The organism is Cytophagaceae bacterium (genome assembly GCA_016722655.1).
Classification (GTDB): Bacteria; Bacteroidota; Bacteroidia; order Cytophagales; family Spirosomataceae; genus Leadbetterella.
In genome coordinates this window covers 1-19,243 of the sequence record JADKIR010000001.1, presented here as the reverse complement: position 1 = coordinate 19,243, position 19,243 = coordinate 1, and the positions used below count along the sequence as shown (strand labels likewise).

Genomic DNA, 19,243 nt, shown 5'->3' with positions numbered 1-19,243 from the left:
TCTCTCAAATCTCTTTCAATAAATCCTTCCGGTATTTTATTTCCAGGCAATAAAAGTTTGTTATATTTCGCTTTGCTTATTATTTTCTCGCTATATAACCTATCAACCACCATTTTGAATTTTTCAATGTCTTCTTTCTGATAATTTTTATTTACAAAATCAAAAGCAGTCATGTCGTCTTTTCTAATATTTACATCTCTCTTCTCTATAGTTTTATTTGAAAAGCTATCATCAAATAATTTAGATTTGGGTATAATATGTTCTATATCGAAGTTTTTTGAAAAAGTTGTTCAGCCGGAATGTAAGTATTAGAATATAAGGTACGATGTCCATTGGTAGCCAATTCGAGGTAAAGTTTATACCTAATAATATCATTCCTGGTTGGATTCTTTATGTTAAAAGGAGCTGATTGAATTTCCTTTTTGAATTTTTCATGGTCCAACGTTGCTTTAGCGATGTTCGAAGACATTAAATCTCTCTCTTTCGCACTTTTTTTCAATTCTCGTGCAAGTTCAATCCTTACTTCATCGGGCCTTGCTAATGTTTGGTCTTTAATTACTGAATTAACGACATGAACCATTTGGTTAAGAATTTTTTCTACTACCGGGTTTCTTAAACTGTTTTTCGGAAGTATTTCGAGTTGATTCTTAAAACTCTGGCTTCATTTTCTTCATTGGTTTTAGAATTTGAGTGGTTATATCCTGCTAATGCACATGCCCATTGTATTTATTACCAGCAATTAAAAAAGGTATAATCTTTTTATGGCTTTGCATTAAATTGCCATGGTCAGCCTGTAGCGAAATATTTGACAATATTTTCGCATATTCTTCTTTGAAGCCAAAATTTTTGTTTAAAACTTTTATTAATTCTTTATCTTCCTCAATTGAATACAAGCAATGCCAAAGTTGATATGATAGTTGTTTGTCAAAACTATTGCCTTCGATTTCAGGGTCAAAATCCAAGACTGAGGTATTTATAGTTGCTTCATTTAATAAAATTTTAGTTTGATTTTTAATCTCAAGGGAAGGCTCTGACATGTCTAATTCGTATCCTTCCCTATCCAAAATAATTCTAAATGCCTCAAAAAGATTTTTATTGGTATTATTTCCTTCAATTTCTTTGAAATTCAAATCATAATCTTTGTCTTCGTAGCCAAGAAGTTCAATTATTTGTTTTTTGCTAAGTTTACCTTTTAAATTTAGTTCTCCGAATAAATATTTACGTGCTTCATCATCTAGTATTGAGATTTCTTTTGTTTTTAGGTTTGTTATCTCAATATTATTCAGATTTTGCCAAATTTTAAATTCTTGAAACAATGGAGATGATTTAGGAATTACTTTATGATGCTTTTCGAATTCGCAAACAGAAATTAAATGTTTTTGGGATTTTAGCTTTCTCTGATAAAAAATCACAATATCTCTAATTTCAACTTTTAGTGAATCTGTTAGTCCTTTGTGAAATTGTGCCTGGACATTCCAGATTTTTTCAAACTCATCAAGATAATCTTGCCGATAAAACACTTGATTCTTTAGCCGTGCATGAGGCGATTTCTTAAGTTGTTCGTATAAATATTGCCCAACTGTCTTTTTTTGGAAAAACAGTTCTTTACTTCTGTCGCTGATGGCACCCAGATAGCCACTAGAGTTATTTAGATTACTATTTATTTCACTTATTACATAAGCTAAAACTTCTTGGTCCAATTTTTCAGTTAAAGCTTTAACCCGCCACTCATATTTTTGAAGAGTTTTATCCTGGGCTTTATTATCAGAAGTATAGATTTTATACTTTGCAAGAAAAATATCTTTTGTCGCTTTTAATCCTTTTCCCGATAATTGTTTTTTAAACTCATCGGTTAATAATTCAGGATGATGTAATTTTTGAACTTCCCAAACTGTATTAAATTCATTTTGCAAATCAGAGCGGTAAAAATCTGGAATATACTTTTTGTTTATTTTTAATCGCTGTAGGACATATTGACCTGGTGTTAAATCATTATCATATATTTTTAGCGATGGCCATTCCATCAATAGCCATTCCCTCATCTTCGGACTTGGCTTTTCTACTACTTTTGTATCCTCTTTTTTTGTTAATCATTAACAGCACTTTGGCAAAATCTGGAAGTGCAACTTCCTCACTGGCCGCTTTAGAACGAACTTTATAACTTGAAAAAGTAGAATGCTTTGAATCTTCGGCATAAACAAAGTTATCATCAATTATTTTATGGTTTCTTAAAGCTTCAATTAGGTTTTCCTCCTGAGCTGAAAACGGTCGAGGTTTCTTCGGGCTCCTCTTTTGGCTGTTCTATCGGCATTCGGCGAAAGTCCCCTTCCTGCAATAAAATCTCCAACAGGATCCTTTGATTCTGATACTTTTCCCGTCTTATCTACTTTGGAAAAATTATCATATTGTATAATTCTTGTACCTAATTTGATTATCGAAGATTTCGTAGAATCATCATCTTCATTTACTAAGGCCCATCCTATTGAAGTCGTGCCAAGGTCTAATCCTAGAATTGTTTTCATTTTTTGAGGGATATTTTTTATTGTGTTAAATAAAGAAATTAAAGCTAATAAAAATTTATCATTTTTTGTAGGATTTAAAAAAAAAGCTAATAAATTTACAACACGAAAGCAAATCACAATAAGGATTATTCCGTTGTGAAAACATTCAAGGCGGGGCAACTCGCCTTTTTTATTTTATGGACTTCTAAGGCTCAAGTTTCAGAAAAGCACAAAATGCAATTGCAAATATTAAGTAAGGTCTTGTTAAAAGAATATCTTGGCTGCATTTCAGGAGATATTCAAAAGTCTTTTGACTCATTACAAGAGGCTGAGCTTTCTACACCTAACTTTAGTTTTTATACCTCGGTAGCAACTGTTTTTAGCAGTAAAATTGAAGGAGAAGTCATTGAACTGGATAGTTATATTAAACACAAGAGAGAAGGGATAGCCTTTCAGCCCGATTATACCCGAAAGATTGACGACCTTTATGAAGCTTATCTTTTTGCTAAAAACAACAACCTCACTGAAACCAATCTACAAGAAGCCCATAAGATACTAAGCAAACATCTGGTTGCAAAACCCTGGCAAGGAAAATACCGGGTGCAAAATATGTTTGTAGCCACTGACGATGGCAAGATAGAATATGTAGCTGCCCGGCCTCAAATAGTGCAAGAGGAAATGAGCCGCTTGTTTGCCGACATAGATTTATTGTTGCATTCTGAACTTTGCATTGAAGAGGTTTTTATTTTGCCGCCATGATTCATTTGGTATTTGCCAAAATTCATCCCTTCACCGATGGCAATGGTCGAAGTGCCCGCCTGCTGGAAAAATGGTTTATGGCAGAGAAATTGGGAGAAAAAGCCTGGCTAATTCAGAGCGAGAAAATGTATTATCAGCAACATCAGGGGTATTATCGAAATCTCAGAGCATTAGGCTTAGAATATGATGAACTAAATTTTGGGAAAGCACTCCCGTTTGTATCGATGCTCCCCGAGGCATTGAATCTCTCAAAATAAACCTTGCCTCTCTTTTTTAAATATTGTTCGTTTTACTTGATTCAACATTCGCTGTATCTAATTTGATATATGTTTTACTTGATTCAACATTCACCAAATCTAATTCAACATATAATTTACTTGATTCAACATTCGCTGAATCTAATTTGATATATGTTTTACTTGATTCAGTATATGTCAAATCTTAGTTGAAATGTTTTTTGCTTTGTAACGCATGTTTGTTGGCTTACAAAAAACATTTCCTGCTTTGTAATGCATGTTTGTTGGCTTACAAAAAACATCTGTTGCTTTGTAACGCATGTTTGTTGGCTTATAAAAAACATCTGTTGCTTTATAATGCATGTTTGTTGGCTTACAAAAAACATTTCTTGATTTGTAATGCATGTTTGTTGGCTTACAAAAAACATCTGTTGCTTTGTAACGCATGTTTGTTGGCTTACAAAAACGCTTTTGCATTTACTTGAATACTTTTTTTGAAGTATTTAAGCGTTCCGGTCAATGAAGTTTCTAAAACTAAATGTAATAATACCAGCTTTTAATATCCGGCTTTTGTGCTGAAATAAAAATTATAAGAAAGTCTCAGGCTTGCCCCGCCTTTTTTGTTTTCCAGCCTTGTTTTTTTACTTTTACAAACAAAACCATTTTCAATGCGAATACTATTTACCGGAGGATCAGGAAAGGCGGGGAGGCATGTGGTGCCTTATTTGTTGGAGCAGGGGCATCAGGTGCTCAATGTGGATCTTACGCCATTGCATCACCCGGGGGTAGATAATCTGATCGCCGACATCACCGACTCCGGGCAGATGTTTAATGCGATGAGTTCCTACACAGGCCTGCATGAGTTGGAGGGCGGTAAAGGCATACCTAAGTTTGATGCCGTGGTACATTTTGCGGCTGTGCCGAGAATCCTCATCAAGCCCGACAACGAGACTTTCAGGGTCAATACCGTGGGTACTTACAATGTGATAGAGGCTGCGGTGAAGCTGGGCATCAGGAAGATCATCATCGCTTCGTCGGAGACTACCTATGGTATCTGTTTTGCAGATGGCCTCACCGACCCCAAAGTGTTGCCGCTTGAAGAAGACTATGACGTGGACCCCATGGACAGCTATGTATTGTCGAAAGTGATCAACGACAAAACTGCCAGGAGATTTCAGCGTCGCTCGGGTTATGATATTTATGCCCTGCGTATCGGCAATGTGATGGAGCCGCACGAATATCAGGAGCTGTTTCCGCATTATTTCAAACACCCGGAGGTACGCCGCCGCAATGCGTTTTGTTATATCGATGCCCGTGACCTGGGGCAGATCGTGGACCTTTGTCTGAAGAAAGACGGTCTGGGTTATCAGGTTTTCAATGCCGGCAATGACCACAAAGGAGCCATCCTGACCAACAAGGAATTACTCGAAAGGTTTTTCCCCAATGTACCCCTCAGCAGAGAGCTGGATGAGCACGAGGCTTTGTTTTCCAACCGTAAGATCCGGGAAATGCTGGGCTTCAAAGAGCAGCACAACTGGAGGAAATATGTAAGTGTGTAAGATTCATGGGCCTGGCTAATTGGCTCATTATAAATAGTAACGGATTTAATAAATCAAATGAAAATACTTTGATTGTCTGTGCAGTGTTTAGGGAAATTTTGAAGTCAGACGTTTTTTTTAACTAAAAATAGACCTTAAATCGACTTTTAAACGGCAATTTGTTTAATATTAAAAAAACACTCAATACCATTCTTTGTGTCGGCTGCCGGGAAACTTAAAAATGTAACTAATAAAAAATCAATTACAATCAAAAGCCTTTGTGAACGATCCCCCCGGATACCTTTAAAATTATGCATACAGGAAAAAATTACATAATACGATGAATCCATTGATTAAAGAATTTAAGAAGTTTGGAACAATTTCGCCTGAGGCCGAACTGGAATTTCACAGAAGAGTCGTGCGTCAAGAGCGAAAAAAGGGTAGTTTTTATATCAAAGAGGGACAAACCTCTTCCGGACTATTTATTATTGAAAAAGGGTTGGTTCGGATGTTTTATCGAAAAGGCGATAAGGAGATAAATTCACTTTTTGCAATTGAAGATGAAGTATTGACCTCTACGAGAACTTTCTTTTTTGAGCTTCCTGCCAAAGAGAATATTCAATTTTTGGAAGACAGTATTATTTTTTCCATTTCAAGAAATGATTTGTATAAATTGTGTGACCTTTATCCCTAAATCAACACCATAGAACGATTGGCCACAGAAGCCTATTCACTTGCTCTGGAAGACCGGATTTTCTCCTTACAAACTCTTTCAGCTTCCGAACGCTATGAAGAACTCGTCCGGGATTTTCCCCAAATATTGCAAAGAGTATCCCTGGGACACATCGCCTCGTATTTGGGAGTAACGCTCGAAACGATAAGCCGTATCCGTAAAAAATGATTCAAGAATTTTTTATGCAATACCCCGCTGAATCGGCTCCTTTTTTGACAAACATCAAAATCTAACCTTCCTTATCGTTGTAATTTTGTCCAAAATATAACGAAATGGAAATCACATTAGAAATATTGCAAAAAGGGGATAAAGAGCAGTTTATCAAAAACAATCAAATCGCTTTTCAGAAAGCTTATATTGAAGAATTTGGAGAATCAGACGAGATGGTTTTGCCGGAAAAAGACATTGAAAAATCACTGGAGAATGAAAATTCGGTTGCGTACCGCATTCTTAACTATGGTGCTTGGGTGGGTGGCATTATTCTTTCTATCAATAAATTAACACATCATAACTCTTTAGACCTGTTTTTCGTTAATCCCGATGCCCATGGCAAAGGCATTGGTACCGATGCATGGGCGATGGTGGAAAAAATGTATCCCGAAACCCTCGTTTGGGAAACTCACACACCATATTTCGAGAAACGAAACATTCATTTTTATGTGAATAAATGCGGTTTTAAGATTGTAGAATTTTTCAATCCATATTACCGGGATCCCAATCTTCCAAACACAGGCGTCGATGGATTAGATTATTCTTTCCGATTTGAAAAAGTAAAGTATAACCATTAATATTGGCTCAGGTGGCACAAGATAATCATCAAATCGTACCGCTCAACGAGCGAATTTACATTTTGGATATCCTGCGTGGATTTGCTGTTTTTGGAATCTTAGCAGTGAATATTATGGCGTTTTCAATGCCCAATCACGATTTTTCGCAAATGATTCTTAATCAGGAGACTGCTGATTGGTACGATCAACTGGCTTTAGGGTTTAACAAATATTTTACTGAAGGAAAGTTTTTTATTATCTTCTCTTTTTTATTTGGTTTGGGATTTTCGGTGCAATTAACAAGAGCCGGGGCCAAAGGAAATAATATTTTGTCCTTTTATCCCCGCAGATTGTTGATACTTTTAGGCTTTGGTATTTTGCATTCTCTTTTTTGGTGGGGCGATGTACTGCGAATTTATGCTATTTTGGGTTTTGTTTTGCTGGCTTTTCGGAAGTGGTCAAATCAATGGCTACTTACTTTGGCTGTTTTGTGTATATTCTCATCAGGAATAGTAGCTGGCTTTCCCAATCTTTTTGGGGATGGTATAGGATCTCCCTCTGATGGTATTCTGAAAAGTATCTTTTTGGATTAAAGCATATGGGTACTTCAATCATGGGTGTGTTTTTCCTGGGGAGAATTGTGGGTCGGCTCAGGGTCTTTGAAAAATTGCCACAATACAAAGGTCTTTTCTAAAAGTCATCATCTTTGGCCTAATTGTTTCCAGCAGGACTAAGGGTCATTGCTTTTATTTTTACCACCGAACCAGGCGGAACAGAAACCTTACTTAAGGGATTTAGCGACATGGCTTTGTCTGCGGTGTATGTGTGTACTTTGTCTATACTTTCTTTACGTCCCAACATCGGAAAATACCTAAATTCATTAGGGTATATTGGACGTATGGCATTGACCAATTATATGGTACAAACAATTATTTGTGTAAGTTTTTTTCGCATTTTTGATCTGGAAGGCAAAGTTAATGCGGCCTGGCTTTTGCTAATGACCTTTTTGATTTACAGACTTCAACTTTTGTATAGTCGCTGGTGGCTTACCCGCTTTAAATATGGCCCTTTAGAGTGGCTTTGGCGGTCTCTCACATTCGGTTAAATGCAGTCATTTCGGTTGAAATAAGGTAGAAACTTTCATTTTTTGATTAAACCGTTGGAAGGTAATTATCCCTTAGTAATTTTCCGGAAAAATTCTTTGGGATTAAGCCCAACCATATTCTCATGAATTCTGTGTGGCCGGCAATCGTTTCGAAAGCTTCTGATTATTCTTATTTAAGTGCGTCAAATTACATTAGAAATGAAGGAATTGACTTTGTTTTTGGGGCAGTGTTGCCGGAAATTGATTTTACCAAAAAACGAATTAATAAAGTTTAATGGAATGGATGGTGATTATTTTCAGCACCAAAGACCACAAATTGTACCTTCGATGAGGGAATCTTAGCAAACAGGTTTGATAAAAAAGAGACATGAAATCAAAAAAACTTGTTCATATCCTTAAGAAATAGTTTGTGAAATTCAACACATATACAACATAACTGACGCTGGGTTAAATTAAAGCATTATTGGGCCAAAGCAATAAAAAATAACCTAACAATAAACACCCTTCCCCCCCAAGGCTTTTGCCGGATCAAGATTCTAACCCAAAGATTTAAAATCAAAACATATAATTTGAAATATAAAAAACAGATAATTATATTTGATACAGATATATAAGATTCACGAAAGACCAATCACTGCATGGAAATATTTACGAAATACAACAATTCTCATAAAGTACACATATTAAGAACTTTATCAAATACAAGTAATAATAACCTTAACAGATATTTACGAAACTAGTAAAATGAGTTTCGGGAATGTGCTTGTTGGCGGTAAGCATAAAAAATGACCATCGGACGCTTGGACAGCGATTTCTGAAACCAGTTTTTGAAAAAAGTAAACTAAAAAGTATGACAAAAAATTTAATATTTCAAGACGATTCTTCTAATAAATTCTGGCGTGTTTCAGTAGAAAATTCAACTTTGACCGTTGTCTTTGGAAAAATTGGGACGGCAGGACGTGCTGACTTAAAAGAGTTTCAAACTAATCTTGAAGCAGAAAAAGAAGCAAACAAATTAGTTGCTGAAAAGATGAAAAAAGGATATAAAGATGACGATAACACCCATTTTAGTGAATCTGATTTTTGGAACATTATTGAACGAGCTAAGAAATCCTCAGAAGGCGATGCGGACTATCAAGCAGATTTAGTTACTGAACTCCTTTCAAGCCGACCAACTTCGGAAATTATTGACTTTGGTAACATATTTATTGAACTTCATAGCAAATCGTATCGGTCAGACTGGTGGGGAGCAGCATATTTAATAAATGGAGGTTGTTCTGATGATGCTTTTGAATATTTCAGAGCATGGGTAATCGCAAAAGGGCAAAAAGCATATTATGAAGCATGGGAAAACCCTGAAAGTTTAATGAAATACATAAATGAGGAGAATATTGGCGAATGTGAAGCTGAATCTATAATGTATTCCGCAAGTACTGCATATGAACAGAAAACTAATTTAGACGACTTTCACGACAAATTAAATTCGTACCCGTTACCAGAAATGGTATTTGATTGGCAGGAAGAGGATGATAGTTTACAGATTAAATTCCCTAAACTTTCAAAGAAATGTGAAAAATTAGGGTTCTAAATAAATAATATTTTTCATGGACAATTTATTGATTAATTCTGGCGACTTTGATTTTACATTTCTCGCTCGTGGACACAACATCGAACAAAAAATGCTTACCACCAGCATATTATTGCCAATATTGTGGGCTGACGGAAGTGCCTGTTCATTTGTTTTTCAATTTTACTTTAGTACTTGTGCTGAGCTGACGTCTTTCAAATCCCATAACATCGGCAATAATCGTACCTTGGCACTCATTTTAAAACAATGATATTTAAGATTAAGCATATCGGTCTAACTTTTGGACTATTTTCAGTGATAATTAGTTTCTTATTTTTTGGCCGCCAACAAGTGATTTATCAATTTCTACTACTCGGAGGACTTTAGGTTTCGTCAGTATTCTACTTGTCAATTTTGTTTAGCAAAGAGACTACCAAATCAAAACTCATTTGGACACTTGTGATTTTATTCTCTGTGGCAGTTCAATGGTTGACAGAACCAATATTTGTAAAGAGTTCGTATTTAATTTTCTTGAAAAGTAATCAAGCTGAATTGACAGCAGTAAAAAATATTCTCATAAATAAAACAGGTGAAATTGAAATATTTAAAAATATAATAAACGACGAGAATGGAGTTTTGACAGAGTCTGAAAAAGAAAATCTTCTTAAACTTTGTAAGAAATTGGATGTATATATTATTACAAAATCAGAAAATTGAATTTATTATGGACTTTGGGGCTTTTTAGATGTTAGGCTAGGAATAATTTATTGGACAAAAAATGTGAAACCGAATAATTCATATCACATCTTGACTGATAATTGGTATATACATCAAACAAATAATTGAAATAATTGAGAGGTGAAAAAACGAGTGCTTTCAGCAAGCTGCCCGCAAGTGGGGTTTCGGTGTTCGCTGGATAGGAAAGAAGAAAAAGTAAAATTTTGAAAAGTAAATAGTTTAGTGCTGAAAATTCCAGTCTTCACAAAGCAGCAAAATCTTGGTAATCATATTGAAAGCGTCTCAAAGTATTTAATCAAAGAAAATAATATGCAGGAAATTAATTCAATCAACATTTTAGACAAATTTTCGCTGTTTGATAAGCAATGGACACCTCACATTATTGGCGAACTTAACGGTCAATATGTTAAACTTTGTAAACTCAAAGACGACTTTGTTTGGCATAGCCACGACAACGAAGACGAACTTTTCATGGTGTTTAAAGGTACACTTCTAATGGACTTTCGTGACGGAAGAACAGTTGAAGTCAAAGAGGGAGAAATCTTAATAGTTCCCAAAGGCGTTGAACATAGACCACATACCAACGGAGAAATAGTTTTTAACTTGCTATTTGAACCCAAAGCCACTCTTCACACAGGAAATGTTGAGAGTGAAATGACAGTAAAAGAATTAGGTTGGATTTGACAGTGACAAACATTTACTTTCAGACAGACTTCTAAGAAAATGTTTGGACAAGAATAACTGACATAGTAAACGAACCACAAAAGCAACGGACTACCAACGTGTCCTTGGGGCAAGTGGGGGCTGGGGGAAGCAATTGAACATTAGGAATTTTAATATACATTTGTACAAGGGCTGAGCTGATGGAATTTTATTCCCACCCTATCAAAACCTTGTACGTTGGCGGTCAGGTTAAAAATAAAATACCCATCGACATTGAAGAACAAAGGACTAATTATAACGACAATTATTTTCTTCCTTTTAGTGAATACGACTTACTATTGGGAGGCTAAACTTGGAATTTTGACATTTCCAGCCTTTTTGATTTTAGTCGTAGTTTTTGTAGGACTTTTTATCACATTGTTCAGACAACTTTATTTTGCGACAAAAGAGAAATTTAAATATAAACTAAGAAATTATAAAATTGCCTTGCTGACAGTCGTTTTGGCATTGACAATTTTTAGACCATTTGGACTTGTGGACTTTGACAAACTTAAAGGTGCTGACATTTTAATTGCAACACGTGAAGGCGGCGGAAATTGTACTTCAATTCTAAAACTTAAAGAAAATCACGAATTTAGACAACGTGATGTTTGTTTCGGTGTGACAGAAGTAAAAGGGACGTTTAGAATTTCAAACGACACCATTTATTTCGAACAGTCTAACTTCAACAGAAGAAAAGTTAAATATTATGATTTCGCAGTAATTAGACCTACAAAGTACGGTATTGAAGACAACAAATTTGATTTGGTGCTATACTATAAAAACGACACACTTGGACACGAACTTTATATAACAAAGAATAAAATAAGCAAACAGAAGTAAAAAAGCCGAACCGTTACATGAGTTTGGGTCAAGTGGGGGCTGGTGGAAGCAATTGAACATTAGGAATTTTAATATACTTTTGTACAAGGGCTGATCTGAAGGTATTTTATTTTCCCATCGGTTAAAGGCACAGGGCTTTGGGCGAAATACTACGCACCAAAATGCAAAAAAATAGCTTAATGAAAAAGACTAAATTATTTTTAATAACATTCATAGTACTGACCATAATTGCAGGTGTTTTGTGGTATTTGCATAGTGATTTTTATAAAATTCCAACAAAAAGAATTGGCCTGAATGAAGACTTTGCAGAAATGCCTCAAGATAGTTTTCATCTCTATGTCAATTTCCCGGTTGACCACCAACAGCCAGGGCAAGAAACTTTTAAAGGATTTTATCTCCTAAGTCCAAATTTTTATAAAAGTAAAAACATAACGTTTTTATTGACAGACGGACAAATGCAATTAGTCGATACCGAAACAGATTTTCAGTTTTTTGAAAATGTATTAAGAGGAAATTCTTATGTGTTGATTGCTGTCAGAGGACACTCTCCTTTACTTTTTCCTGAAGTCTATGATAACGGAAAAGTAAATTATGACAAGGCTTTAAAATTATTCAATTCCGATCAACAAATTGAAGACATAGAATTTGTGCGATTGGATTTGATAAAAAGGGGAATTTTAGGAAAAGAAGATAAAATCAATGTTTTTGGGGCATCCGGAGCGGGTGTTTTGGCTCAACAATACATTTCCAAATACGGGAAAAATGTAAATCGTGTAATTCTGGAATCAACGGGAGCACCTGATTTAGCTAAACAGTTTGGAATAAAATATTCGCCGGATTTTAATGAATTTAATCCTAAAGGAGCTAAAATTTTGAGCCAAATTTTAACTCAAATTTCCATAGATAAACAAAGTCTTTCAAACATTCTTTATCAAATGGGAAGGACAGAAAAATCACCCAAAGAAGCTCAAATAAAATTGCTTGAAAAAATACAAAATGGGGGTAGTTTGTTTAGTTATAAAATCAAACCCGTTAACAATCTTACCGTACTCAACTATATGATAAAACCACCTTCAGAAATTATGTCAAGGATTCGATGGTTTGAGTTAGTTGGCTATGATTTGATGAAATATAATAGTGAAAAAGAAACAAATCTGCTGTATGAACTTTCGTCAAAAGGAGTTTCGGATGTATTGGAATATCACCAAAAAAATAAAATTCCGGCCAAAGAATTTAAAATCAACCGCAGTGGATTTATAGGAGAAATCTTGATTTTGAAAGGAACAGAAGATGTTGTTTTTTCAGACGAAATCAATAAAAAAATACAGGAAGCGTATCCCAATTCAAAACTTATATTTTTCAAAGACGGACACAGAATGCAGAATGACAAAGAAAAATATATCAAAATAAGAAACACTTTTTTAAACGAAGGATTAAACTCTGACAATATTAAAAGATTGATGAATGAATAAGCAAAATAGCACAAGAGCATTTTGGAATATTGGCGGCAGAAGTGCTTCTGAATAATATTTGTGAAAGGTTCAAAGGATTAAATCGATTGAATTATTGGGCTGAAAATCGGCATATAGATAAGCCGGGAACAGTTGGTGGCAATAATAGTAAACTGAAATAAATTAACTGCATAGAAATTATATGGAAAACGACTTTTTAGACAGTGCGAAAAAACAATTTGAGTATTACAAAATGCTTGGAGAAAAAACATTTTCTCAACTAACTGACGAACAACTTTTCATACAGTTAAATGAAGAGAGTAATAGTATTGCAACAATTGTAAAACATTTATGGGGAAATATGCTTTCTCGTTGGACAGATTTTCTAACCACTGACGGAGAAAAAGAATGGCGGCAAAGAGATGCAGAATTTGACAATGACATAGCTGACAGAACAGAACTTTTAGAAAAATGGAACGAAGGATGGAATTGCTTATTTACTGCAATAAATCCGTTGACAGCAAAAGATTTGACCAGAGAAATATTTATACGAAATCAAGGACATACAATAACAGAAGCAATAAACAGACAACTGGCTCATTATCCTTATCACGTTGGACAGATTGTGTTTATCGGAAAATTGTTATGCAATGAAAATTGGACTTCACTTTCTATTCCAAAAGGAAACTCAAAAGAATATAACGCTGACAAATTTTCAAAACCGAAACATAAACAACATTTTACAGACGAGTACATAAACAAGAAAAAATAACTGCCAGTAAATGCATGTTCGTTGCTTAATAATGAAAGTTCATTGCTTAGTAAAATGATTTCATTCTTTAGTAAAATGTTTTCCTTGCTTTATAACGAAAGTTCATTGCTTAGTAAAATGATTTCATTCTTTAGTAAAATGTTTTCGTTGCTTTATAATGAAAGTTCATTGCTTAGTAAAATGATTTCATTCTTTAGTAAAATGATTTCGTTGCTTTATAACGAAAGTTCATTGCTTAGTAAAATGATTTCATTCTTTAGTAAAATGTTTTCGTTGCTTTATAATGAAAGGTTATTTTTAAGTAAATTTATAAGGATTTATGAGTCCAGGAATCTATCGGAGCAAATTGCACTCTTTTTATTGCCAAAAATAGTTTCAGAAGGAATTGCCTTAAACTAACCAAAGTTTCTCCAGGTTTACAGATACTTCAGTCAGCCGTCTTCTCGAAATCTGGATTTCAGAGCCGTCAGAAACCCACAGTTTTTTAGTTCCGGGTGAAAAATCAGAACAAAAATTAAGGTTTACAATAAATGATTTACTTACTCTTACAAATGGAAATTTCAGGAAATTCTGATAGTTTTTTAAGGTATATGACATCATGATGTAGCTGCCATTTTCAAATACAAACTTGGTGTAATTCTGTATTCCTTCAAGCTTTATCACATCATTTTCGGCATTTTCTATGAGCAGCAAATGACTTTGGCGGGGTTTATTTTTCATGGTTTCATCTATTTTGTAATAGACAACAAATGAGGTGAAAGGTTAAGACTTAAATTCATTCATTATACGTAATTACTACTGAAGAAGCCTTCAATGTATTTACTTGCCAGGTTCCGGATCCAATTGTGCTTTGTAACCGGGGTTCAATTACGATAAAATAGGAATTATTAAGATTATCTATGGTTAATGGAGAATTAAGATTTACTATTCCACTCCGGTAGGTATTATTATTTGGTAAAGGAGTTTGAAATTCCGAAACTAAAAATGCACCGCCATTCAATGTCGGGAAATTAACTCTCATCAATTTAAAAACTAAATCATCAGTTGTAGAATTATCGACAAAATAGAACTTTAAGGCAGTTACCTGAGTTCCATGAGGCAACTCAATTGGGGAGAATACAGCACCCTGAGTAGTAGGGTTAAATCCTAATAAATCATTGGTATAATTGATTTTAGTAAAATCAGATCCTATCGAAGGCTTAAATTTTGAAGGATGAATACTTAAGTATTTTGTTTGCGGGCTAGTTGTTAAGGTGCCATTGGCATCGCTATAAACATATCTTGTTCCTGTTCCCGCTAAACCGGATGCACGAATATTTCCTGCAACATGGAGTTTTTCGGCTGGGTTATTTATTCCTATGCCTAATCCGGTACTATTTACCCTCATTAGTTCAGTTGACGATGACGCATTATTTGCCACATAAAATACATGAGAGCCATTTGGAACATCTACCTGATAACGTAAGGCATTTCCGTTTACTCCAAAACCTACATATTGGTGATCGTTATTTGCGAATTCATACATTACAATTTTGCGGTTGGCAATAGTTGAGGCAAATTGAAGTGGAGCATTGGGAGTACTTGTTCCGATACCAATGTTACCATTTCCTTTAAATTTAACATTCTCTGTAAAAGCCCCACTTCTTCCATAACCAAAAACTATGTCGTCAACATCTGATGGTGTAAACAATTGAAATTTTGAAGCCTGAATGCCAAAACCATAATGATTGGTGGAGTTGCTTAAGTTGCCGCCATAAAATGATATTTTATCACCCAGATCATCCTTAAAACTCATTTGATACTGTGGAGTAGTGGTATTTATTCCAATTTTCCATCATTTAGTATAGAAAATCTTTCTTGAAGTTGCCCAGCATTGCCAATTGCATTTGTAAAAAAACCCATTCTCGCTTCTGTTTCTGATTTGCCAATGGTTTTTATAGCACCCGAATAGTTTGAACCAGTTCGGAAAAATATTCTATTTTCAACTCCATTTGCCAATGTCGATTTATTATGTAATTGTAACATATCACTGGTACTTGAGCTATGAAAAAGCTACGCTATTAATTTTACCACTATTACCTGAATAATAAAATATCGAATCTGTACCTTCATAAATTCCAAATTCATCGGGAGAATATGATGGGTTGGGTGTGTAAGTATGTTTAATACTAAAAGCTGAGTTAAAGTCAATACTGTTATAGCTTTCCATCCCCATGATTGAGAAGGAACAAAACTTTGCAATTGAATTTTAGAATGGCCAATTGTACCCCCAAAAAAACTGGGGGAGTTGGGAGGTCACCATCACCTTGAATTGTTAATTGTGCAGTTCCTGCTTTTTGGAAAATTTTCAAATGAGTAGCATCAGTAGGCGAGATTGTAATAGACTGTTGTCCGAAACAGAAATTAGAAATTAATAAAGCAAACAAAATCTTCTTCATGGCTAACAAGTTTGATTGGTTTCGGTACAAAATTCCGTAAACCATCCATGCTCGTCAATCGGATAAATATATGGTTTTTAGCTAAATCAACTTGTCCATCAAAGCTTTCACCACCGCCTCAGACTTTGAATTTACATGTAGTTTTTTGTATATATTATTAATATGGCTACGCACCGTACCCATACTTATATAACAATTTGAAGCTATCATTTTGTAAGAGTCGCCGTCAACGAGACATTTCAAAATGTCCAGTTCACGGTCTGATAGGTTGTTTTCTGTATTCTTAACGACTTTAGGCTGTGCAAAAAACTCAAGAACTTTTCGGGCTATAGCCGGCGTCATGGGTGAGCCCCCATTGTAAATCTCATGAATGGCCTCAATGATCTCTATTATTTTGGATTTTTTGAGCAAATAGCCCGAAGCTCCGGCTTGTAATGCACTGAAAAGCTTGTCGCGGTCTTCAAAAACCGTCAAAATCAAAATATTTACATTTTCATATTGCTCTTTTACCAATTTGGTGGCCTCTATGCCATTCATTTGAGGCATATCTACATCCATCAGAATCACGTCTGAAAGTGCATTTTTACAATGCTGAAGAATTTCAATTGGTGATTCATAAGCCCCGAGGAATTCAAACTCCTCCGAATTTTGCAGCAAATGGGCCAAACTGGTTCTAAGGGTAAGGTTGTCTTCGCACAATGCTACTTTGATCACGTTTTGGCTCATTTTTAATAAAGGCAAAGTGAATACTATTTTTTAAGTAAGCAATCAGATATATATATGGTTTTTATGTTCAGAACTTTATGGACAAAATAACTTCAGTTCCTTTCAACTTCACTTTGAATGTCCAGATCAGCATCAATTTTCTTCGCCCGGCTGTGCATATTTTTCCGACCATTTCTATCCGTATGTTCTTTTATATCAAAGCCAATTCCTTTGTCTATAATTTTGAATATTAATTTGTTACCTGCAACTCTTCCCTCAATGTGAGCACTTTTAGTTTCGCTATATTTTACCAAATTATTTATGGCTTCTTTCAGTATCAAATAGATGTCCCTACGTATGCCCATATCTATTTTGACACTTTCAAGCTCAGGTGAAAAATCAAATTTGAAATCAATGTCTTTGGACTCCAACATGGGAATAGCATAGGATTTTAGCCGGGTTTCGAGATTATAAAACTCATCATTGTCGGGGTTGATGGTCCAGATGATCTCATCCATTTTTTCAATTACATTTCTGGCATCATTGCTTACCTGAGACATGATTTCAGGATTAAATTGCTCCTTTTGTTGAAATGCCACCAACTCTGAAAGTATAGAAATACTGCTCAGCGTACTTCCAATCTCATCGTGTAGGTCTGCGGCTATTTGATTGCGGAGTTTTTGCGAGGCCTGCAATTGTTTCAGACGGTTTCTGGAAACCACATAAGCAAATGCAAAACCAACCAGCAAAATGCCGAATATGGCACCGAAAATCCAGGTATTTTGGTCTAAAGGCAGCGTTTTTTTGCTCCTCCTGCAATACTTTTTATCTGTTCTTCTTTTTGTCACTTTCATACTTTGATATCAAATCCTGACGCAATTGTTCGGAATTTTGAGCCGCCAAAGAATCTGCATATTGTTTTTCCTGCACTGAAAACTTGTAAGCATTCTTGAAATCGCCGGTTTCAGCATAAAAAATCAACCAGGGCAGATACTGTTGCTTTTTGTCTAAAATATCCTCAATTTGATCGATAAGTTTATGGGCTTCTTTCAAATATTTTCAGCCTGAGCATATTTTTCTGCATCATATAAACATCTCCCAATGCCAAATAAGCCGTGCTCAAAGCGTTGGCAGATTCGGCAACTTTACATATTTCAAGGTTTTTATTTAAATACTTCAGAGCCTCGGGATAGTTTTTCAATTGTGTGTGTACATACGGCCCAGGTTGGACAAAGCATCGGTTTGTAAAAGCAAATACTTTTCGGTTTCAGCCAATTCCAGGGGCCTTTTGTAGTGTTTATGGCTTCTTGAGGTTGTTTTTTAAATCGTAAATATTGCCAATACTATTTTCCGATATCGCAACATTTTTTATATTGTCATATTTTGTGGCCAATTGCTGACCTCTCAAATAGTATTCAATAGCCTTATCATATTTTTTATCATATTTATAAATGTCTCCCACCATTTCATAAGGGCCACTATCAGGAAGTTTGATAATCTTTATGTTTTTTCCTGCACTTCTATGGCTCTCATGGCATAAACCAAGGCACTATCACGTTGTCCAAAGGTCATCAAAAGGCAACGGCAATATTATTCAGTGAAGCTTCTACCAAAGAAGGGTCAATTTGTAATTGGTAACGACTTCCAGACAATTTTTCAAATTCCTCAAAGCTTCTCTGGGCTGTGATTTATTGGTTGCAATTATGGCTTTGATAAGGTAACTGAAATAGATTCCACGGCCATAGTTCAATTTTTCAGAAACGGCTTTTTGTACATTCGCCAAAGAATCAGCCTTCTTAAAATTGAGGTCTTCATAAATTAATTTCAAAGCATAGGGCCTTATGGCCCTTTATGTAAACGGTATCTGGTTTAGTATAATTTTTAATGAAAATTGCCAATGAATCCTTTGTTTTAGGAATAATTGCAGGATCCTGTGCCTGGAGTTTGTTGGGTAAAATATAGAAGGAAAGAATAAACCAAATAGGAAGAAGTCAGAAGTCTGATTGGTTTGAATTTTAGAGTTTTCAATAAAATCATAATAAAATTAGAATCAGGGTTGACATAAAATTTGCAGAATAAATTTTAAGGTCAAATAGTAGCCCACTGAATTTTATTTTATGGAAAATTAAAGGAGAAAAAAAAGCTCCTCCTCTTAAATCACAACCAGGATTTTTATGCAAAAAAAAGCCGGAGTCCCCCGGCTTCTTCTACTTATAAATACTTACTAACTTTCTAACTTACTAACTTTCCAACTTACTAACTTCCTAACTTTCTCTTCACAAATCAGAAAAATCAAAACTTTCCAAAAAGCTCGTATTGAATATCCCCGACTGGAAGGTTGGGTCATCCATGAGTTTAAGATGAAAAGGAATTGTAGTTTTAACGCCA

Annotated in this window: 30 protein-coding genes and 1 pseudogene; 15 read left to right on the top strand and 16 right to left on the bottom strand. The window is 35.0% G+C overall.

All coding sequences use genetic code 11. The annotated features are described in order from the left end of the window. The 4 genes from IPP61_00155 to IPP61_00140 form a co-directional block, all read right to left on the bottom strand. Positions 1-266: hypothetical protein (locus IPP61_00155; protein ID MBL0323591.1), on the bottom strand; the 266-nt coding region annotated here is incomplete at its 3' end. Continuing rightward, positions 263-580: a hypothetical protein gene (locus IPP61_00150; GenBank protein ID MBL0323590.1), complete on the bottom strand. Its 318-nt coding sequence runs from the start codon at positions 578-580 to the stop codon at positions 263-265. The genes IPP61_00155 and IPP61_00150, both read right to left, overlap by 4 nt. Positions 581-704: 124 nt before the next feature. Further along, positions 705-2,042 (bottom strand): hypothetical protein, encoded by a 1,338-nt coding sequence (locus tag IPP61_00145; GenBank protein ID MBL0323589.1) that lies wholly within the window; start codon positions 2,040-2,042, stop codon positions 705-707. Between the two features lie 198 nt (positions 2,043-2,240). Continuing rightward, the gene (locus IPP61_00140; protein MBL0323588.1) at positions 2,241-2,522 is read right to left on the bottom strand and encodes a hypothetical protein; all 282 of its coding nucleotides are present in this window, start codon (positions 2,520-2,522) and stop codon (positions 2,241-2,243) included. Between the two features lie 213 nt (positions 2,523-2,735). On the opposite strand from IPP61_00140, the pseudogene IPP61_00135 reads away from it, so the two are divergent. Beyond that, a pseudogene (locus IPP61_00135) lies at positions 2,736-3,517 on the top strand (Fic family protein). Between the two features lie 177 nt (positions 3,518-3,694). Here the strand turns inward: IPP61_00135 and IPP61_00130 are convergent. Then, a complete protein-coding gene (locus tag IPP61_00130) occupies positions 3,695-3,973 on the bottom strand; it encodes a hypothetical protein (GenBank protein ID MBL0323587.1) in 279 nt (92 codons plus the stop codon). A gap of 191 nt (positions 3,974-4,164) precedes the next feature. Here IPP61_00130 and IPP61_00125 point away from each other — a divergent pair, with 191 nt between their 5' ends. The 14 genes from IPP61_00125 (at position 4,165) to IPP61_00060 (ending at position 13,712) form a co-directional block, all read left to right on the top strand. Continuing rightward, positions 4,165-5,055: an NAD(P)-dependent oxidoreductase gene (locus IPP61_00125; GenBank protein MBL0323586.1), complete on the top strand. Its 891-nt coding sequence runs from the start codon at positions 4,165-4,167 to the stop codon at positions 5,053-5,055. 319 nt (positions 5,056-5,374) lie between these two features. Beyond that, entirely contained in the window at positions 5,375-5,728 is a 354-nt protein-coding gene (locus IPP61_00120) for a Crp/Fnr family transcriptional regulator (protein MBL0323585.1), read from the top strand. 18 nt (positions 5,729-5,746) lie between these two features. Beyond that, positions 5,747-5,935, top strand: a complete 189-nt coding sequence (locus tag IPP61_00115) for a hypothetical protein (protein MBL0323584.1) — start codon at positions 5,747-5,749, stop codon at positions 5,933-5,935. Positions 5,936-6,039: 104 nt separating this feature from the next. After that, a complete protein-coding gene (locus IPP61_00110; GenBank protein ID MBL0323583.1) occupies positions 6,040-6,555 on the top strand; it encodes a GNAT family N-acetyltransferase in 516 nt (171 codons plus the stop codon). An 11-nt stretch (positions 6,556-6,566) separates the two neighbouring features. Then, positions 6,567-7,127 carry a hypothetical protein gene (locus IPP61_00105; protein MBL0323582.1) on the top strand — a complete coding sequence of 187 codons (561 nt, stop codon included), beginning with the start codon at positions 6,567-6,569 and terminating at the stop codon, positions 7,125-7,127. 122 nt (positions 7,128-7,249) lie between these two features. After that, positions 7,250-7,639, top strand: a complete 390-nt coding sequence (locus IPP61_00100; protein ID MBL0323581.1) for a DUF418 domain-containing protein — start codon at positions 7,250-7,252, stop codon at positions 7,637-7,639. Positions 7,640-7,761: 122 nt separating this feature from the next. Continuing rightward, complete coding sequence (locus tag IPP61_00095) at positions 7,762-7,914, top strand: hypothetical protein (protein MBL0323580.1); 153 nt, start codon at positions 7,762-7,764, stop codon at positions 7,912-7,914. A gap of 575 nt (positions 7,915-8,489) precedes the next feature. After that, entirely contained in the window at positions 8,490-9,227 is a 738-nt protein-coding gene (locus tag IPP61_00090; protein ID MBL0323579.1) for a DUF4240 domain-containing protein, read from the top strand. Between the two features lie 393 nt (positions 9,228-9,620). Beyond that, positions 9,621-9,923, top strand: coding sequence for a hypothetical protein (locus tag IPP61_00085; GenBank protein MBL0323578.1), 303 nt, complete (start codon positions 9,621-9,623; stop codon positions 9,921-9,923). A gap of 330 nt (positions 9,924-10,253) precedes the next feature. Then, positions 10,254-10,628 carry a cupin domain-containing protein gene (locus IPP61_00080; GenBank protein MBL0323577.1) on the top strand — a complete coding sequence of 125 codons (375 nt, stop codon included), beginning with the start codon at positions 10,254-10,256 and terminating at the stop codon, positions 10,626-10,628. Positions 10,629-10,807: 179 nt separating this feature from the next. Beyond that, positions 10,808-10,957 (top strand): hypothetical protein, encoded by a 150-nt coding sequence (locus IPP61_00075; GenBank protein MBL0323576.1) that lies wholly within the window; start codon positions 10,808-10,810, stop codon positions 10,955-10,957. Continuing rightward, positions 10,929-11,489, top strand: a complete 561-nt coding sequence (locus IPP61_00070; GenBank protein ID MBL0323575.1) for a hypothetical protein — start codon at positions 10,929-10,931, stop codon at positions 11,487-11,489. The genes IPP61_00075 and IPP61_00070 overlap by 29 nt, the downstream gene beginning before the upstream one ends. Positions 11,490-11,668: 179 nt before the next feature. Beyond that, on the top strand, positions 11,669-12,961 hold the full coding sequence (locus IPP61_00065; GenBank protein MBL0323574.1) for a hypothetical protein: 1,293 nt from the start codon (positions 11,669-11,671) through the stop codon (positions 12,959-12,961). Between the two features lie 181 nt (positions 12,962-13,142). After that, positions 13,143-13,712, top strand: a complete 570-nt coding sequence (locus IPP61_00060; GenBank protein ID MBL0323573.1) for a DUF1572 family protein — start codon at positions 13,143-13,145, stop codon at positions 13,710-13,712. A gap of 390 nt (positions 13,713-14,102) precedes the next feature. Here the strand turns inward: IPP61_00060 and IPP61_00055 are convergent, their stop codons facing one another. The 11 genes from IPP61_00055 to IPP61_00005 all read right to left on the bottom strand — a co-directional run bounded on the left by IPP61_00055 (position 14,103) and on the right by IPP61_00005 (position 18,683). Next, the gene (locus IPP61_00055) at positions 14,103-14,432 is read right to left on the bottom strand and encodes a LytTR family transcriptional regulator (protein ID MBL0323572.1); all 330 of its coding nucleotides are present in this window, start codon (positions 14,430-14,432) and stop codon (positions 14,103-14,105) included. Between the two features lie 55 nt (positions 14,433-14,487). Beyond that, complete coding sequence (locus tag IPP61_00050; protein MBL0323571.1) at positions 14,488-15,507, bottom strand: hypothetical protein; 1,020 nt, start codon at positions 15,505-15,507, stop codon at positions 14,488-14,490. Positions 15,508-15,530: 23 nt separating this feature from the next. Beyond that, a complete protein-coding gene (locus IPP61_00045; protein ID MBL0323570.1) occupies positions 15,531-15,737 on the bottom strand; it encodes a hypothetical protein in 207 nt (68 codons plus the stop codon). Between the two features lie 16 nt (positions 15,738-15,753). Continuing rightward, positions 15,754-15,921, bottom strand: coding sequence for a hypothetical protein (locus tag IPP61_00040; protein MBL0323569.1), 168 nt, complete (start codon positions 15,919-15,921; stop codon positions 15,754-15,756). Continuing rightward, positions 15,908-16,150, bottom strand: a complete 243-nt coding sequence (locus tag IPP61_00035; protein MBL0323568.1) for a hypothetical protein — start codon at positions 16,148-16,150, stop codon at positions 15,908-15,910. The genes IPP61_00040 and IPP61_00035 overlap by 14 nt, the downstream gene beginning before the upstream one ends. 81 nt (positions 16,151-16,231) lie before the next feature. Further along, a complete protein-coding gene (locus IPP61_00030) occupies positions 16,232-16,864 on the bottom strand; it encodes a response regulator transcription factor (GenBank protein MBL0323567.1) in 633 nt (210 codons plus the stop codon). 104 nt (positions 16,865-16,968) lie between these two features. After that, on the bottom strand, positions 16,969-17,703 hold the full coding sequence (locus IPP61_00025; protein ID MBL0323566.1) for a hypothetical protein: 735 nt from the start codon (positions 17,701-17,703) through the stop codon (positions 16,969-16,971). After that, positions 17,681-17,908 (bottom strand): hypothetical protein, encoded by a 228-nt coding sequence (locus IPP61_00020; GenBank protein ID MBL0323565.1) that lies wholly within the window; start codon positions 17,906-17,908, stop codon positions 17,681-17,683. The genes IPP61_00025 and IPP61_00020 overlap by 23 nt, the downstream gene beginning before the upstream one ends. Continuing rightward, complete coding sequence (locus tag IPP61_00015) at positions 17,892-18,056, bottom strand: hypothetical protein (GenBank protein ID MBL0323564.1); 165 nt, start codon at positions 18,054-18,056, stop codon at positions 17,892-17,894. The genes IPP61_00020 and IPP61_00015 overlap by 17 nt, the downstream gene beginning before the upstream one ends. Before the next feature lie 96 nt (positions 18,057-18,152). After that, positions 18,153-18,320: a hypothetical protein gene (locus tag IPP61_00010; protein ID MBL0323563.1), complete on the bottom strand. Its 168-nt coding sequence runs from the start codon at positions 18,318-18,320 to the stop codon at positions 18,153-18,155. Between the two features lie 141 nt (positions 18,321-18,461). Further along, positions 18,462-18,683 (bottom strand): hypothetical protein, encoded by a 222-nt coding sequence (locus IPP61_00005; protein MBL0323562.1) that lies wholly within the window; start codon positions 18,681-18,683, stop codon positions 18,462-18,464. Between the last annotated feature and the right edge of the window lie 560 nt (positions 18,684-19,243).